Source organism: Comamonas resistens (assembly GCF_030064165.1).
Classification (GTDB): Bacteria; Pseudomonadota; Gammaproteobacteria; order Burkholderiales; family Burkholderiaceae_C; genus Comamonas; species Comamonas resistens.
The window spans coordinates 1,005,340-1,020,671 of record NZ_CP125947.1 but is presented as its reverse complement, the minus strand read 5'-3'; the positions used below and the strand labels follow the sequence as shown (position 1 = coordinate 1,020,671).

Sequence of the window (15,332 nt, the reverse complement as noted above, 5' to 3'; positions counted from 1 at the left end):
GAACAAGGGCCTACGCCGGCCGCACCGCCCCGCCCCGCCGCGAAGGCATCGTCCCCCTCCCGAAGAGAGAGGGAAGGCGCGGGGCCGCCCAGGCGCAGCGGCTCAGGGGGTCACTTCTTTCTACTCCGCTCCACCCGCGGCAGATCCACGTATTGCGGCAGCTGCTCCAAGGTCTGGGCATGGGCCTGCAACCTGGCCAGCATGGCGTCGAACTGAAGCACCTCTTCATCGCTGAGCACCGACACCAGATCCATATGAATCTGGGCCATGGCCGGCAGGATGCGCTCGTACATGCGCCGGCCTTCCTCGGTCAGATGGATGGCCACGCGCCGCCGGTCGCCCGGCAAAGGCTGGCGCCGCACCCAGCCTTTGCCCTCCAGTCCGCTGAGCGCACGCGAGGTGCGCGCCCTGTCGAGCTGCGCCTTGTCCGCCAGTTCCGACGACAGCAGCCCCTCGTTCATGGCCACCGTGGCCATCACGCCCCACTCACGGCGCGTCAGCCCGAAGCGCGCCTCGCACATGCGCATGGCCACGCCACCGGCCGCACCAAAGAAACGGTTGATGCGAAACAGCAGCATCTGGTGGATCGTTTGCGGTATCGGTCGGGTATTCACGGGCAAGAGTTGATTTGGTCAATTGACGAAGCGACTTCTACAGTGGGCGCTCCCGACACAAGGCCTGATGGCCTCACCCGGCAGCCACTTGATTTTCCCCAAAGCCAAGCCCCCCTATTGCAAAGAAATATTGCCAGGAAAGGTCGCCGTCCATGTTTTCCGCGCTTCCCGCTTCACGCCGCCACTTTGTGCGCCACAGCCTGACTCTTGCCCTGGGTGCCGCCGCACTCACCGGCCAAATCACAAGCCAGGCCCAGACCACGGGCGATGCCGTTGCCAGTTGGCCCAGCAAGCCGGTGCGCCTGGTGGCGGCGTTTGCGCCGGGCGGCGCCGTGGACATTCTGGCGCGCGGTGTCGGCGAAGTGCTCCAGCGCGAGACCAGGCAGCCCTTCGTGGTCGAAAACCGCACCGGCGCCGGCGGCAATATCGGCTCCGACAACGTGGCCAAATCACCCGCCGACGGCTACTCCATTCTGTTCGGCCTGGACACCACCTTCACCGTCAACCCGCTCATCTACAAGAGCATGCCGTTCAAGAACAGCGATCTGCGCCCGGTGATGGTGTTTGCCTCGCAAGGCATGCTGGTGTCCGTGAATCCGCAGACCGGCATCAAGACGCTGGAACAGTTCATCGCCCGCGGCAAGGAAAAAGGCCTGACCCTGGGTTCCGCCGGCTACGGCACGCCGGGCCATCTGGCGGCCAGCATCCTCACGCATGCCACGGGTGCCAAGGTCAACCACGTGCCCTACAAGGGCAACGCACCGGCCACGCTGGCCATGCTCTCGGGCGAGGTGGACGGCGGCGTCATCAGCTCCACGGCCATGCTGTCCCATGTGGCGGCCGGCAAGATCACGCCGCTGGCCGTGACCACAGCCAAACGCAACCCCTTGTTGCCCGATGTGCCGTCGGTCGATGAGCTGGGCCACAAGGAGCTGCAGCAGGAAGTGCTGTTCGCCGCCTGGGTGCCCAGCAGCATGCCCGAACCGCTGGTGCAGAAGATCCAGGCCGGCTTCGAGAAAGCCATGAAGGACGGCGCACTGCGCGAGCGCATGCGCATCAACGACATGGTCTACGAAGGGCTGACCGGCGACGCCGCAGCCAAGCGCATCCAGGCCCTGGCCGACCGCTACCGCAGCCTGGCCCAGGCCACGGGCATGAAGATGGAATAAATCCCTCTCCTGTCCCTCCACAACGACACTTTTTTTCATGTCCCGTCCCAACATCATCTTCATCGTGGCCGACGATCTCGGCTATGCCGACCTGGGCTGCTACGGCGGCCGCGAGGCCGACTTCGGTCCGGTTTCACCCGTGCTCGACCGCCTGGCCGCGGGCGGCCTGAAGCTCACCCAGGGCTATGCCAATTCGCCTGTGTGCTCGCCCACACGCTTTGCCCTGGCCACGGCGCGCTACCAGTACCGGCTGCGCGGAGCGGCCGAGGAACCCATCAACAGCAAGACTCGCGGCACGCCGCTGGGCGAGAAGCTGGGCCTGCCGCCCGAGGTGCCCACCGTGGCCTCTCTGCTCAAGAATGCGGGCTACCGCACCGCGCTGATCGGCAAATGGCATCTGGGCTACCCGCCCCACTTCGGCCCGCTGCGTTCAGGCTACGAGGAATACTTCGGCCCCATGTCGGGCGGCGTGGACTATTTCACCCATCTGAGCAGCTCGGGCCAACATGACCTGTGGATCGGCGAGGAAGAGCACCACGACGAAGGCTATCTGACCGATCTGCTGTCGCAGCGCAGCGTGGATTTCGTCAACCGCATGAGCCAAGGCGATGCCCCGTTCTTCCTGAGCCTGCACTACACGGCCCCGCACTGGCCCTGGGAAACACGCGATGACCGCACCACGGCCGAGCAGTTGGGCGCGGGTATCGCGCATCTGGCGGGCGGCAACATCCACCAGTACCGCCGCATGATCCATCACATGGACGAGGGCATAGGCTGGATCGTCGAGGCGCTGCGCGCCAACGGCCAGCTGGACAACACGCTGATCGTCTTCACCAGCGACAACGGCGGCGAGCGCTTCTCGGACAACTGGCCGCTGGTGGGCGGCAAGATGGATTTGACCGAAGGCGGCATCCGCGTGCCCTGGATTGCGCACTGGCCCGCCGTCATAGCCGCCGGCCGCACCAGCACCCAGCAGTGCATGAGCATGGACTGGTCGGCCACGGTGCTTGCCGCAGCGGGCGTGGCCGCCGATCCCGGCCATCCGCTGGACGGCATCTCTCTGCTGCCCGTGCTGCAGCGCGAAGGCGCCGAGTTCGCACGCCCGCTGTACTGGCGCATGCTGTACCGCAGCCAGCGTGCGCTACGCGACGGCGACTGGAAATACCTGCGCGTGGACGAGCACGACTATCTGTTCAACATCGCCAGCGACGAACGCGAACGCGCCAATCTGGCGCCCCAGGAACCCGAGCGCCTGCAGCGCATGCGCGCCGACTGGGAACGCTGGAATGCCGAGATGCCCGCCATTGCGCCGGATGCCAGCTTCAGCCTGGTCTACACGGCCAGGAACATGCCTCAGCGTTAGGCCGCTTCTGAAAAAAGAGCTGCTTGCGCTTGTCTGTTATTGATTTCAAGATGGTTCAATGGAAAATCAAGCCCCCATCAAACGCAAGCAGCTCCCCAATCCATAGCATTGCAAACACGGCAAGACACCCCGCTCTGCACCTGCACAACCGGCATGCTCGACAATAGCGCCCATGTCCTTGACCGCGCCCTTGCTCCCTGCTGCCCAAGCCCTGGCCGCAGATGCTGCTGAAATCATTGTTGCCTACGCCAGCGGCCCCGCCGACATTCCCCAAGTCTGGGAAGGTCTGCAACTGCCACATCTGCAAGCCTTGCTGGCCAGCCTGTCGCCCACCACCGCAGTGCAAGGCGACGAGATGGATTTCTCTCCTCCGCATGAACGGGTGCTGGCCCGCGCCATGCAATTGCCCGACACCCCGGGCCTGATTCCCTGGGCCGCCGTGGCCGCAACCGATACCGCGCAGGCCTGCGCCTTCATCACGCCCTGCCACTGGCATATCACGCCCGATCAGGTGCACCAGACCGACCCGGCCAGCGCGCCGCTGGGCGAGGATGAATCCCGCCAGTTGCTGGCGTTGATTGCGCCCTGGTTCAGTGACGACGGCATCACCCTTGAATACCTGCGTCCCGACACCTGGCTGGCGCGTGGCGAAGCGTTTCGGGACCTGGCCACGGCCTCCATGGACCGGGCCATAGGCCGCGATGTTCGCCCCTGGATGCCCAACCCGATTCAGGGCGCCGTCATCCAGCGCCTGCAGACCGAGCTGCAGATGTTGCTCTACACCAATGTGTTCAACGACCAGCGCAGCCATCGCGGCCTGGCGCCCATCAACTCCTTCTGGGTGCATGGCACGGGCAGTCTTATGCAATTGCCCGCCGGCAAGCCTCAGGCCATCTGCGTGGGCGACCTCGGCCAGCCCGCACTGCAAGGCGATGTGCAGGGCTGGCGTCAGGCATGGCAGGCGCTGGACCAGAGCCTGATCGCCACGCTGCAGCAGCGCGCAGCCAAGGGCGAAGCCATCAGGCTCACTCTCTGCGGCGAGCGCAATGCGGTGACCTGGCAGAGCAAGCCTCAGGGCTTGATGGACAAGATCAAGAGCCTTTTTGGCGCTAAGCCCTTGCCTGATCTGCGGGGAATGCTATGAAAACAGTTAGCACTTTCTTCTTTTTCAGGGCGGCCCGGCGATGAAAAATGACACCCCACGCTCCCCACTTCGTGTGCTCGCTGCCCCTCCTGGAAGGGCGCATTTTCATCTTGGGGCGGCCCGGCGATGAAAATCATTCCCCGCGAAATTCCAGATGCCAGCGTCTCTGCGCTGCAGCAGGCAGGCATTCATCCGCTGCTGGCCCAGCTCTATGCGGCACGCGGCGTGTGTTCGCCTGACGAGCTTGACGAGGCCCCGGCCAGGTTGCTGGCGCCCTCGGGTCTGCGCGGCATCGATACCGCCGTGCAGTTGCTGGCCGATGCGATTGCCCAGCAAAAGCGCATGTGCATCGTGGCCGACTATGACTGCGACGGCGCCACGGCCTGCGCCGTGGGCCTGCGCGGCCTGCGCCTGCTGGGTGCCGCCCATGTCGACTATCTGGTGCCCGACCGCGTGGTGGACGGCTACGGCCTCACCGCCCCCATCTCGCGCCGCGTCAAGGAAACCGGCGCCGACATGCTGATCACCGTGGACAACGGCATTGCCAGCGTGGAAGGCGTGGCCGTGGCCAAGGAGCTGGGCCTCTCCGTGGTCGTTACCGACCACCATCTGCCCGGCACGCATCTGCCGCTGGCCGATGCCATCGTCAACCCCAACCAGCCGGGCTGCACATTTGAGAGCAAGTCCATGGCCGGTGTCGGCGTGATGTTCTATGTGCTGCTGGCGCTGCGCACCGAGCTGCGCAACCGTGGCCACTTTGACAAGCACACGCAACCGCGCCTGGAAGTGCTGCTGCCGCTGGTGGCCCTGGGCACGGTGGCCGACGTGGTCAAGCTCGATGCCAACAACCGCCGCCTGGTGGCCCTGGGTCTCAAGCAAATCCGCAAGGGCCAGATGCAACCCGGCATTCGCACCCTGTTCGATGCGGCTGGACGGCGCTTCGACGCGGCTACCACCTTCGATTTCGGCTTTGCACTGGGCCCGCGCATCAACGCAGCGGGCCGCCTGGCCGACATGACCATCGGCATCGAATGCCTGACCACCGAAGATGCGGGCCGTGCCGACAATCTGGCACGCATACTGGACAGCATCAACCGCGAACGCCGCGAAATTGAAGTCGGCATGCGCGAGCACGCCTTCCTCATGGCCGAAGGCCTGTGCGAAGACGGCATGACACCTCCCGCCGCCGTCAGCGTGTTCGATCCCGACTTTCACGAGGGCGTGGTCGGCATCGTGGCCTCGCGCATCAAGGACAAGCTGCACCGCCCCACGTTTGTGTTCGCAGCCAGTGGCGCACCCGGCAAGGAGCATGAACTCAAAGGCTCGGGCCGCAGCATTCCCGGCTTTCATCTGCGCGATGCGCTGGATCTGGTCAGCAAGCGCCACCCCGGCCTGCTGCTGCGCTTTGGCGGCCACGCCATGGCCGCAGGCTGCACGGTGGAGGAGGCCCGCTTCGACGAATTCGAGCAGGCACTGGCCCTGGTTGCCCAGGAATGGCTGGACGCCGCCACGCTGACGCGCCGCCTGGAAACCGACGGCCCGCTGTCACCACAATGGCTGACCACGGCGCTGGTCGAGCAGATGCAGCTGGCCGTCTGGGGCCAGGGCTTTGCCGCGCCCACCTTCAGCGAAGAGATGGAAATCACCTCGCAGCGCCTGGTCGGGGAAAAGCATCTGAAGCTGGAGCTGCTGCACCACGGCAGCAAGATTGACGGCATCTGGTTCAACCACACCGAGCCCCTGCCCAGCCGTACCACGCTGGCCTACCGCCTCGATATCAATGAATGGCGCGGCGAGCGCAAGGTGCAGTTTCTCGTGGAAGCGGCAGCGCAGATCGCCGAATAGGTCGTTCCACCCCAACAGAGGCCCCGTCTCCGGGGCCTTTTTTCACCCTTGAAAATAATTTCTAACTAACGACAAAAAAAGCTTGATAAGAATTTTTAACACTCCTAATATTTGCCCAAACGAGTTACAGATTTCAATAGAAATTCTTAATTTCGTTGCATGTCTGTCCTCTGAATCGTGATTCGGCACAGATGACTGGAGCTGGGCCCTCAGGCCGGCAACACATCTGATGCAAAGCGTCAGCAGGTGGCGCGGAACACGGTTCGCAGGGCTCTAACGAATGAAGGGGTGTGCCGTGGACTTCACCGAATTCCGAGCCGCAGCCGAACTGCTAGGCATGCTTTTGACGGATCTGCGCTCGCTCACCTTGCTGCTGCTTTTGCTGGCGGCTTCCATCTGCGACCTGCGCACGCGCCGCATCCCCAACCTGCTGACATTTGGCGGCGCGGCCGTTGCCCTGCTGTACGGCATGGCTGCGCCACGTCACGGCGGCGGCCTGCTGTGGGCACTGGGTGGCCTAGGCCTGGGCTTTGCGCTCATGCTGCCGCTCTATCTGGTGCGCGCCATGGGCGCTGGCGACGTCAAGCTGATGGCCATGGCCGGTGCCTTTCTCGGCCCCGATGGCACCTGGCAGACCGTGATCTTCGTCTTCATCACCGGAGGCATCGCTGCCCTGGCCTATGCGCTGTGGCACCGCGTGGCCGGCAAGCTGCTGCGCAACACGCTGCAGACCACGGAACTTCTGTTCGTAACCGTTGCTGCTGGCATCCGGCCCGATGCCCGCGCAAGCTCGACGCAGTCGGTGGGCAGTCTGCCCTACGGCGTCAGCATTGCCCTGGGAACCGTCGCGTTCCTGGTGGCCCGCCAGTTCACCTGGGTATAGCCAAAACAGGCCCATAGCGCTGCCCCACCACCACGGCAAGCGCAACAGTCAATGCAACGACATAGCAAGGGGGTCCCATGAAAAACCTCAAGGCTCTGAGTTTGTTCGTCCTGGCGGTGCTCGCCAGCCTGGCGGCCGCGGTCTATGCGGCCAACTGGGTCGCTCAACGCGGCAGCATAGACGCAGACAAGGTCGTCGTCGCGGCCGCCGACATACCGCTGGGCAGCAAGATCACGCCCACCATGCTCAGCACGGTGGACTGGCCCCGTGGCTCCATCCCCGAGGGCGCTTTCAACGACATGCAAAAGCTCCAGGAGCGCGTCGTCAAGGTCGGTGTGCTGCGCGGCGAAGCCGTGCTCGAAGGCAAGCTGGCGCCCGAGGGCACCAAGGGCGGGCTGGCTGCCATCATCGCCCCTGGCAAGCGGGCCATGAGCGTGCGTGTCAACGATGTGGTCGGCGTTGCGGGTTTTGCCCTGCCCGGCAACTACGTGGATGTGGTGGTCAATGCCCAGCAGGAACAGAGCGGCAAGGCGGAAGACTCGCGCCAGATCAGCATGACCGTGCTCGAAAACGTGCTGGTGCTGGCCGTGGCGCAAGAGGCCGGCCGTGACGAGACCAAGCCCAAGGTGGTCAGCGCCGTCACGCTCGAGCTCAGCCCGTCGGATGCCGAAAAGCTGGACCTGGCCCGTAGCGTGGGCAGCCTGTCGCTGGTGTTGCGCAACCAGATCGACAAAGACCCGGTGAGCACTGCCGGCATCACCAAGCACCAGCTGTTCGGCGCCCCCGAACCTGCTCCGGCACCGGTCAAGGTCGCCGCCCCCGCCAGGCAGGCAGTGCAGCGCGCACGGCCTGCCCCGCAGCCCTCGCCAGCCACCTGCGTCGAGGTCATCCAGGGCGGCAGCAGCACCCTCAACTGCTTCTGATGTTTCTGGTTTCCGCACAAGCAACAACCGATCAACCACCAAGAGAGGCCGGCCGTGCAATACCATCATCTGTACACGGCAGCTAATATGCTGCTTGCCAGTGCCGCTACGGCCCTGGCCGCCAACGCCCAGTCCGTGAGCACTCCTCCGCAGCAGGCCGTGGCCATGGCGGCTCCCGCAGCGGCGCCTGCGCCCGCGGCAGCCCACGCCACTGCACGCACCACGATGCCGGCGCGCAACTGCACCTCCATCCGCACGGAAGAACCCGCCACCGTCACCCTGGGCAAATCCGTCGTCATTCCGCTGGCCTCGCCCATGGCGCGCATCCTGGTGAGCGGACAAACGCCCGGTGCCTCGCCGGCGGCCATGCCTGCCGGCGGCCAGATGCCCATGCAGGCGCAAAGCGGTATCGCCGATATCGAAGTGCAGTTGCTCAGCCCCCGCGACCTGTTCTTCCGCGGCCGCAAGGCCGGCGCCATGAACGTCATCCTGCAGAACGCCCAGGGCACCTGCTTCATCAAGGACGTGGTCGTCACCATGGACCCGGGCCCGCTGCAGGCCAAGCTCTCCGAGCTCATGCCCGAAGAACGTGGCATCCGCGTGCAGGGTGCCGACAACGCCCTGGTGCTCAGCGGCGAGATCAGCAACCCGCTGCGGCTTGACGACGTGCTGACGCTGGCTTCGGCCTATGGCGACAGCAAGAAGATCGTCAACCTGATGCGTACCACCTCACCGCATCAGGTGATGCTGGAAGTCAAGATCGCCGAAGTCAGCAAGACCCTGCTCGACAAACTGGGCTCCAGTTTCGCCAAGCAGGCCGTCAACGGCTCGAACACCTACTCCATCATTTCCAACTTCCTGAGCGGCGGCAACGGCGTGCTCAGCGCCCTGCGCATAGGCAAGGCCTCGCTGAGCATTGACGGCCAGAAAGACGACGGCCTGGTACGCATCCTGGCCGAGCCGAACATCATGGCCATCAGCGGCCAGCAGGCCAGCTTTCTCTCGGGCGGCAAGATCTTCATCCCCGTGGCCCAGAGCAATAGCAACGGCGTGCCGGTGATGACGCTGGAGGAAAAGGAATTCGGCATAGGCGTCAAGTTCACGCCCACCGTGCTCGGCAACTCGCGCGTCAACCTCAAGCTGGTTTCCGAAGTGTCCGACCTGTCGCAGACCGGTTCGCCCTTCACCGCCATCAACGGCGTTACCTCAGTCATCCCCTCGCTTACCGTGCGCCGGGCCGACACCACGGTGCAACTCAACGACGGGCAGAGTCTGGTGATCGCCGGCCTCATCAAGAACAACCTCACCGAAGCCGTCAAGCGCTTCCCGGGCCTGGGCGAGATTCCCGTGCTCGGCGCGCTGGCGCGCAGCACCGAGTTCCAGACCGACCAGACCGAGCTGATGTTCGTCATCACCCCGCGCATGGTCCAGGCCCTGGCCGAAGCCCCGCGCGTGCCCACCGACAACCATGTCGTACCCTCGCGTGCCGAGGTCTATATGAACGGCTCGCTCGAAAGCGCCACGCCGCCCCGGACACCTGCCACAGCGCCTGCACCGCAGGCCGCGCCCCCGCAGCCGGCACCGGTGTCAGCACCGGCATCCATGGCGCCTGCCCCCATAGCACCGGTGACACCTGTGGCACCTGAGGCACCGGCACCCGCCGTAACACCGCAGCCGGCAGCTGCATCTGCGCCGGTCCCGACGGCATCCATCACCGAACCCACGCCCATGCCGCCAGCAACTGCGCCACAGCAGCCAGTTCGCCGGCAGTACCCGATGCTGCATTCGCCCGCATGAACCGGAGACCCGCCATGACCACGCGCATCTTTTTTCCCCTGGCCACCTGCACCATGCTGCTGGCCGGCTGCGGCAGCACCACGCCCAACTACGACGCCCACTTTGGCGAGGCTGTTCGCACCGCCCGTATGCAGATGACCATCAACCCCGATGCCGGCCGGACCGTGGGCATGGGTGCGGATGCCGCCACCGGCATGGACGGCCGCGCTACCGACGAGACCATGCAGCGCTATGAACACAGCTTCAAGACGCCGCCGCAAGCAGTCAACGTCATCAATATCGGCGGCTCGCTGAGTAGTAACTCAAACGGCGGCGGCGGTAGTGGCACACCCTAGCCCAAATATCTTCCGGCCACTGGTTTAGCTATTCCAGCTGAATGAATCTGAAAGGAGTCCAGACCGCATATCGGCCTTGCACGCCATCCACCGGCCCCACACGCCGGCGCTTCCAACGTGTCTCCCATTCTTCATTCACTTTCGAGGTATCACCATGAACAAGATCGCTCCGCAATTTGGTAATTCCCTGCAATCCTTTGTCCGCGATGAAGAAGGCGCTCAAATCGTCGAATACGGATTGATTATTGCTGTTGTCTCTATCGCGTTAGTGCTCGCATTGAAAGGACTAGCCGGCACTGGTACAGGTACTCCCTTCGGAGACTTCATTGCTCGTGTAACAAAATGCCTGACTGGCACTGCTACATGCACCTAAATTAATCCCCAGTGAAAACCATCGTTACATAACAGATGGTTTTCACTGACTAAAAAACCCCTTTTTTCTAACTCAAAACACCATGAAGATTCATCCGCTTAAATGGCCTTTAGCAAGGTCTATGCGCGGTTCTGCCGCCGCGCTGCGGCGCCAGCATGGTGCCTTTCTAATTACCTTTGCGCTGCTCATGCTGTTCCTGCTGGGTTTTATGGGCATCGCTCTCGATATTGGTCGTCTATTTGTCGTCAAAACTGAGCTGCAGACGGCCATGGACAGCTGCGCGCTAGCTGCGGCACGCGAGCTCAACGGCCAAACCGACGCCATCGACCGCGCCCAGAGCGCAGGCAAGGCCTCCGGCAACGACAACAACACCAATCTGCAATCAAGTAACTGGAACGGTGCCGACAAGATCGCCTCGGCCAATATTTCCTTTCTAGACAAGAACTATGCGGTCACCAGCGCGTCGGCATCAGCCCAATATGCCGAATGCAAATACACCATGAACAGCATCAAGCTGTGGCTGTTGCAGACTATGGGCGCCTTCACGGGCGACAGCGCCACTTGGTCCAGCACCGGCACCGTGGGGGCGCGGGCCGTGGCTACACGTGCGCCTTCGCAAAGTGCCTGCCCAATTCCGGTGCAGTTTAAAAAAACCAAGTTCGATGCCCTTAACAGTTCACCCGGCGGTGGTAAAGGCACCTGGATCGTCGCCCTAACCAAGTCCGGAAGCGGCAGCGATTTTGGTTGGGCCAATCTGGATGGTTCCAATCAAGCCCCAGAAACATGGTCTGAGTTGGAAGGGAAATACTGCAGCACTCAATTCCCCAAGCTCCCCATTGGCACCAGCGGCGTGGTGGCCTCCGCCTTTGAGTACTGGAATCATCGCTTTGGTATTTACAAGGGTGCGATTAACACGACCAATGGCCCAACCGCAAGTCGCCCCGATTACACGGGCTACATCTACACCTCAACAAACTGGCCTAGTCAGTTCAATGCGTACAACGGTCCAGCATCGGGCTCTATCCAAAATTTCATAACGCAGCGCCAGTCGTTTACCCCTTGCGGCCCCAACTGCCCCATTAATGGAAGCAACGAAACTGCTGTTAACTCCAATCAACTCCAAAGCTATGGCGCAGATCGCCGCCTGGTACTAGTACCCGTAGTAGATGGCACAGGTAATGTCGTCAATTTCGCCTGCATGCTGATGCTGCAGCCGATACCCCAACCCGTCAAAGACGACATTTACCTTGAATACCGAGGTAACGCCACCGACCTCGACAGTCCCTGCACTACCACAGGCCTGGCAGGCGGAACCAATGGCCCGCTGGTTCCCGTTCTTGTGAGGTAAGCATGATGCACAAACACCGCTCACAACAAGGGGCCGCGCTAATTGAGCTGGCGCTGAGCATTCCATTCATGATTTTGCTGAGCATGATCGTCATCGAGTTTGGCCGTGCGCTGTACGAGTACAACACAGTCACTAAATCAGTGCGCGATGCGGCGCGCTATCTGTCTGCACAGCAGCCCAACACGGGCTGTCCTACGGCGCAAAATTTGGTGGTCTACGGTTCTGGCAACACGCCGCTGGCGCCAGGGCTCAAGACCAGCGCCGTCAGTTGTAGCTGGCAGACCGCCGGAACCTATCCGCTGATCAACACCGTCACTGTCACGGTCACCGGCTACCGCTTCCAGTCGATGGTGAGCAGCGTATTCGGCACACAGTTAACCAACGGCGGCATTACCTTCAGCGATATCGCTGCCACGATGAGGACGCTGACATGAAACACTTTGTCCATCAGCGCGGCGCCACGCTCATCGAGTTTGCTCTGGGGCTGCTGATTTTTCTGATGTTTCTGCTGGGCGTGGTGGACTTCAGCCGCTTGCTCTACACCTGGGCCGCCGCCAACGAAGCCACGCGCGCGGGCGCGCGCTATGCAGTGGTGTGCGATGACAAAAACCAGAAGGCCAACGTGCTGCGGTATATGCAAAATCGGCTGCCGCAGATCACCGATGTGGCGATTGATTGGGGAGGAAGCTGCACGCCCGCCACCTGCCAGAGCGTGACGGTGAGCATTCCCAAGAACAGTCTGAAGTTCCAATGGATTGCCCCCATCGTGGGCTCTGTGGCGCCGCAGATCATTGACATGCCGGGATTCAGCACCACCCTGCCTCGCGAAATCATGCGCCAGGACCCACAAGTCATTGCCGCCCAGGAATGTGACCCTGACAAGTGAGGACCAAGATGAAAATCGCCATCATCTCCCCCAACACCATCCATCTGCAGGAAATGGCCCAGGTGCTGCAGCAACGCTCGCATCAGGTACGGACCTTCGAGGGCGGCAAAACGCGCATGCCGGCCATTGCCGAGCAGGAGCGGCCCGACCTGATGCTGGTGGACGGCATGTGCTGCGACCCGGCCGACCTGGCGCCCGTGGAGTCCGTGACCAACCGCTACCCGCGAACGGCGGTGCTGCTGCTGTGCGCCCAGCAGACGCCCGAGTTTCTGTTGCAGGCCATGCGCGCGGGCGTGCGGGAAGTTCTGCCCTCGCCACCGCCGCCGCAGGCGCTGCTGGATGCCGTACAGCGCATGGCCGCCAAGCTGCAGGACGGTGCCCCCCTCCGTGTACAAGGCCAGACCATGGCCTTTCTGCCCTGCAAGGGCGGCGCCGGCGCCACCTTTCTGGCCACCAATCTGGGCTGGGCGCTGGCGCGCAATCACTCGGTGCTGCTGATCGACCTGAATCTGCAGTTCGGCGATGCGCTGGCTTACCTCCACGAGGGCAAGCCCGCATCGACCCTGGCCGACGTGGCACGCGACATCCACCGCCTGGATGCCTCCTTTCTCACGGCCAGTACAGTCAAGCTCACACCCGGGCTGCATGTACTCGCTGCCCCGGAAGATGTGATCCACGCCATGGAGGTAGAGCCCGGGCATGTGGAGGCCATCGTGCAGCTGGCGGCCGTGCACTATGAGTTCGTGCTGCTGGACCTGGGCCGGGTGCTGGACCCGCTGGCCCTGCGCATGCTGGACAAGGCTCAGCACATCGTGCCCGTGCTGCTGCCCAATGTGCCCGCCGTGCGCAATGCGCAGAAGCTGCTGCGCATGTTCCACGACCTGGGCTATCCGGAGGGCCGCTTGCACCCGGTTCTGAACCGCGTGGACCGACGCCACGAGATCGGTCTGCCCGAGGTACGCAGAACCGTGGGGCCGGACCTGCAGTGGCGCACCATCTCCGACGCTCCACAGGAAGTACAGGCCGCCGTCAACGCCGGCGTGCCGCTGGCCGAATCCAGCCGTGGCAGCGCCGTGGCGCGCGAGTTGGCGGCCTGGGCCGAGCAGTTGCTGCCCCGGCCGCAGGAAGAAGGCGGCGGCTTTCTGAACCGCTTGTTCCGCCGGGCCTGAGGGCCTGGGAACTTGAGCATTGCAACCCACATGGGAGGAACTGGCCATGTCATTGCGCGACCTTCTCGCCACACCGGCGACACGTACCCCCAAGCCTGCGCTGCAGGTGGTGCCCGAGCCTGCGGCCCTACCAGACATGCCAGCTGCGGATGACGCCCCTGCGCCCCCCTCCGCGGCTCAGCCCCCCGCCATCCATGGGCACTCGGCGGCCTATCTGGCGCTCAGGGGTCGCATCCATGCCAAGCTGCTGGAGCGCTTCGACCTCTCCGCATTGGAGTCCCTGCCCAGGCAGACTCTGCAGCAGGAAATCGCGGTCATGACCGAGCGCCTGCTGGCCGAGGACACGACTGCGGTCAACGATATGGAGCGGCGGCTGCTTATCCGCGACATCCAGCACGAGATGCTGGGCTTCGGCCCTCTGGAGCTGCTGATGACCGACCCCGCGGTCTCGGACATCCTGGTCAACCGCCACGACCGCATCTATGTGGAACGCTACGGCCGGCTGGAGCTGACACCCGTGGTCTTCACAGACGAGAAGCATCTGCTGCGCATCATCGACAAGATCGTCTCGCGCATAGGCCGGCGCATTGATGAATCCAGCCCCATGGTCGATGCCCGCCTGCCTGACGGCTCGCGCGTGAATGCCGTCATTCCGCCCGTGGCGCTGGACGGTCCCATGATGTCTATCCGGCGTTTTGCGCGCACGCCGCTGCGCATGGAGAACCTGGTCAACGATCTCAAGAGCCTGACGCCGGCCATGGCCAGCGTGCTGGAAGCGCTGGCCAAGGCCAAGGTGAACATGATCATCTCGGGCGGCACGGGCGCCGGCAAGACCACACTGCTCAACATCCTCTCGGGCTATATCCCCGAGGCGGAGCGCCTGGTCACCATCGAGGATGCCGCCGAGCTGCAGCTGCAGCAGCCGCACGTGGTACGCATGGAGACGCGCCCACCCAATATCGAGGGCCGTGGCGAGATCACGCAGCGCGCCCTGGTGCGCAACGCGCTGCGCATGCGGCCCGACCGCATCATCATCGGCGAGGTGCGCGGCGCAGAGGCCGTGGACATGCTGCAGGCCATGAACACGGGCCACGAAGGCTCGCTGACGACCATCCACGCCAACACGCCGCGCGATTCGCTGGCCCGGCTGGAGAACATGGTGGGCATGGCCGGCATGAACCTGCCGCACCAGGCAGCGCGCCAGCAGATTGCCTCGGCCATCACGGTCATCGTCCAGGTGCTGCGCATGACGGACGGCAAGCGCAAGATCACCAGCATCCAGGAGATTACGGGCATGGAGGGCGAGGTCGTCACCATGCAGGAGATCTTTGCCTTTACCCAGACCGGTGTCGGCGCCGGGGGCGAAGTACAGGGGCATTTTCACGCCACGGGCGTGCGGCCCAAGTTCGCCGACCGGCTCAGGGGCTTTGGCATTGCGCTGCCTGACGCGGTCTTCGACCCTGCCCGTCGCTATCAATGAACG

General features: G+C 63.6%; 15 protein-coding genes. 14 read left to right on the top strand and 1 reads right to left on the bottom strand.

All coding sequences use genetic code 11. From position 1 onward, the window contains the following. Positions 1 to 110: 110 nt before the first annotated feature. A complete protein-coding gene (locus tag QMY55_RS04660; RefSeq protein ID WP_328517800.1) occupies positions 111 to 578 on the bottom strand; it encodes a MarR family winged helix-turn-helix transcriptional regulator in 468 nt (155 codons plus the stop codon). Between the two features lie 188 nt (positions 579 to 766). Here QMY55_RS04660 and QMY55_RS04655 point away from each other — a divergent pair, with 188 nt between their 5' ends. From QMY55_RS04655 to QMY55_RS04590, 14 genes are all read left to right on the top strand, one after another. Continuing rightward, on the top strand, positions 767 to 1,783 hold the full coding sequence (locus QMY55_RS04655) for a Bug family tripartite tricarboxylate transporter substrate binding protein (RefSeq protein ID WP_283487510.1): 1,017 nt from the start codon (positions 767 to 769) through the stop codon (positions 1,781 to 1,783). A 37-nt stretch (positions 1,784 to 1,820) separates the two neighbouring features. Next, on the top strand, positions 1,821 to 3,146 hold the full coding sequence (locus tag QMY55_RS04650; RefSeq protein ID WP_283487509.1) for a sulfatase family protein: 1,326 nt from the start codon (positions 1,821 to 1,823) through the stop codon (positions 3,144 to 3,146). 172 nt (positions 3,147 to 3,318) lie between these two features. Continuing rightward, on the top strand, positions 3,319 to 4,290 hold the full coding sequence (locus tag QMY55_RS04645; protein ID WP_283487508.1) for a phosphoglycerate mutase: 972 nt from the start codon (positions 3,319 to 3,321) through the stop codon (positions 4,288 to 4,290). A gap of 126 nt (positions 4,291 to 4,416) precedes the next feature. Next, positions 4,417 to 6,135 (top strand): single-stranded-DNA-specific exonuclease RecJ, encoded by a 1,719-nt coding sequence (gene recJ / locus QMY55_RS04640; protein ID WP_283487507.1) that lies wholly within the window; start codon positions 4,417 to 4,419, stop codon positions 6,133 to 6,135. 295 nt (positions 6,136 to 6,430) lie between these two features. Beyond that, on the top strand, positions 6,431 to 7,018 hold the full coding sequence (locus QMY55_RS04635) for an A24 family peptidase (RefSeq protein ID WP_283487506.1): 588 nt from the start codon (positions 6,431 to 6,433) through the stop codon (positions 7,016 to 7,018). A 77-nt stretch (positions 7,019 to 7,095) separates the two neighbouring features. Beyond that, positions 7,096 to 7,941, top strand: coding sequence for a Flp pilus assembly protein CpaB (gene cpaB / locus QMY55_RS04630; protein WP_283487505.1), 846 nt, complete (start codon positions 7,096 to 7,098; stop codon positions 7,939 to 7,941). Between the two features lie 87 nt (positions 7,942 to 8,028). Further along, entirely contained in the window at positions 8,029 to 9,738 is a 1,710-nt protein-coding gene (locus tag QMY55_RS04625; RefSeq protein WP_283488883.1) for a type II and III secretion system protein family protein, read from the top strand. A 14-nt stretch (positions 9,739 to 9,752) separates the two neighbouring features. Next, positions 9,753 to 10,073 carry a hypothetical protein gene (locus QMY55_RS04620; protein WP_283487504.1) on the top strand — a complete coding sequence of 107 codons (321 nt, stop codon included), beginning with the start codon at positions 9,753 to 9,755 and terminating at the stop codon, positions 10,071 to 10,073. 154 nt (positions 10,074 to 10,227) lie between these two features. Then, positions 10,228 to 10,446: a Flp family type IVb pilin gene (locus QMY55_RS04615; RefSeq protein WP_283487503.1), complete on the top strand. Its 219-nt coding sequence runs from the start codon at positions 10,228 to 10,230 to the stop codon at positions 10,444 to 10,446. An 82-nt stretch (positions 10,447 to 10,528) separates the two neighbouring features. Continuing rightward, positions 10,529 to 11,794 carry a pilus assembly protein TadG-related protein gene (locus tag QMY55_RS04610; protein WP_283487502.1) on the top strand — a complete coding sequence of 422 codons (1,266 nt, stop codon included), beginning with the start codon at positions 10,529 to 10,531 and terminating at the stop codon, positions 11,792 to 11,794. A 5-nt stretch (positions 11,795 to 11,799) separates the two neighbouring features. Next, positions 11,800 to 12,228 carry a TadE/TadG family type IV pilus assembly protein gene (locus tag QMY55_RS04605; protein WP_283488882.1) on the top strand — a complete coding sequence of 143 codons (429 nt, stop codon included), beginning with the start codon at positions 11,800 to 11,802 and terminating at the stop codon, positions 12,226 to 12,228. Further along, on the top strand, positions 12,225 to 12,680 hold the full coding sequence (locus tag QMY55_RS04600; protein WP_283487501.1) for a TadE/TadG family type IV pilus assembly protein: 456 nt from the start codon (positions 12,225 to 12,227) through the stop codon (positions 12,678 to 12,680). Before QMY55_RS04605 ends, QMY55_RS04600 begins: the two co-directional genes overlap by 4 nt. A gap of 8 nt (positions 12,681 to 12,688) precedes the next feature. Beyond that, the gene (locus QMY55_RS04595; protein WP_283487500.1) at positions 12,689 to 13,849 is read left to right on the top strand and encodes an AAA family ATPase; all 1,161 of its coding nucleotides are present in this window, start codon (positions 12,689 to 12,691) and stop codon (positions 13,847 to 13,849) included. A 46-nt stretch (positions 13,850 to 13,895) separates the two neighbouring features. Beyond that, complete coding sequence (locus QMY55_RS04590) at positions 13,896 to 15,329, top strand: CpaF family protein (protein ID WP_283487499.1); 1,434 nt, start codon at positions 13,896 to 13,898, stop codon at positions 15,327 to 15,329. The last annotated feature ends 3 nt before the right edge of the window (positions 15,330 to 15,332 follow it).

Excerpts from the sequence above, each read along its gene's own strand:
- QMY55_RS04625 (WP_283488883.1), top strand. The coding sequence starts at position 8,029 with ATGCTGCTTGCCAGTGCCGCTACGGCCCTGGCCGCCAACGCCCAGTCC.
- QMY55_RS04660 (WP_328517800.1), bottom strand. The coding sequence starts at position 578 with ATGCTGCTGTTTCGCATCAACCGTTTCTTTGGTGCGGCCGGTGGCGTG.
- QMY55_RS04620 (WP_283487504.1), top strand. The coding sequence starts at position 9,753 with ATGACCACGCGCATCTTTTTTCCCCTGGCCACCTGCACCATGCTGCTG.
- QMY55_RS04655 (WP_283487510.1), top strand. The coding sequence starts at position 767 with ATGTTTTCCGCGCTTCCCGCTTCACGCCGCCACTTTGTGCGCCACAGC.
- QMY55_RS04610 (WP_283487502.1), top strand. The coding sequence starts at position 10,529 with ATGAAGATTCATCCGCTTAAATGGCCTTTAGCAAGGTCTATGCGCGGT.
- cpaB (WP_283487505.1), top strand. The coding sequence starts at position 7,096 with ATGAAAAACCTCAAGGCTCTGAGTTTGTTCGTCCTGGCGGTGCTCGCC.
- QMY55_RS04590 (WP_283487499.1), top strand. The coding sequence starts at position 13,896 with ATGTCATTGCGCGACCTTCTCGCCACACCGGCGACACGTACCCCCAAG.
- QMY55_RS04595 (WP_283487500.1), top strand. The coding sequence starts at position 12,689 with ATGAAAATCGCCATCATCTCCCCCAACACCATCCATCTGCAGGAAATG.
- QMY55_RS04605 (WP_283488882.1), top strand. The coding sequence starts at position 11,800 with ATGCACAAACACCGCTCACAACAAGGGGCCGCGCTAATTGAGCTGGCG.
- QMY55_RS04650 (WP_283487509.1), top strand. The coding sequence starts at position 1,821 with ATGTCCCGTCCCAACATCATCTTCATCGTGGCCGACGATCTCGGCTAT.
- recJ (WP_283487507.1), top strand. The coding sequence starts at position 4,417 with ATGAAAATCATTCCCCGCGAAATTCCAGATGCCAGCGTCTCTGCGCTG.
- QMY55_RS04615 (WP_283487503.1), top strand. The coding sequence starts at position 10,228 with ATGAACAAGATCGCTCCGCAATTTGGTAATTCCCTGCAATCCTTTGTC.
- QMY55_RS04600 (WP_283487501.1), top strand. The coding sequence starts at position 12,225 with ATGAAACACTTTGTCCATCAGCGCGGCGCCACGCTCATCGAGTTTGCT.
- QMY55_RS04645 (WP_283487508.1), top strand. The coding sequence starts at position 3,319 with ATGTCCTTGACCGCGCCCTTGCTCCCTGCTGCCCAAGCCCTGGCCGCA.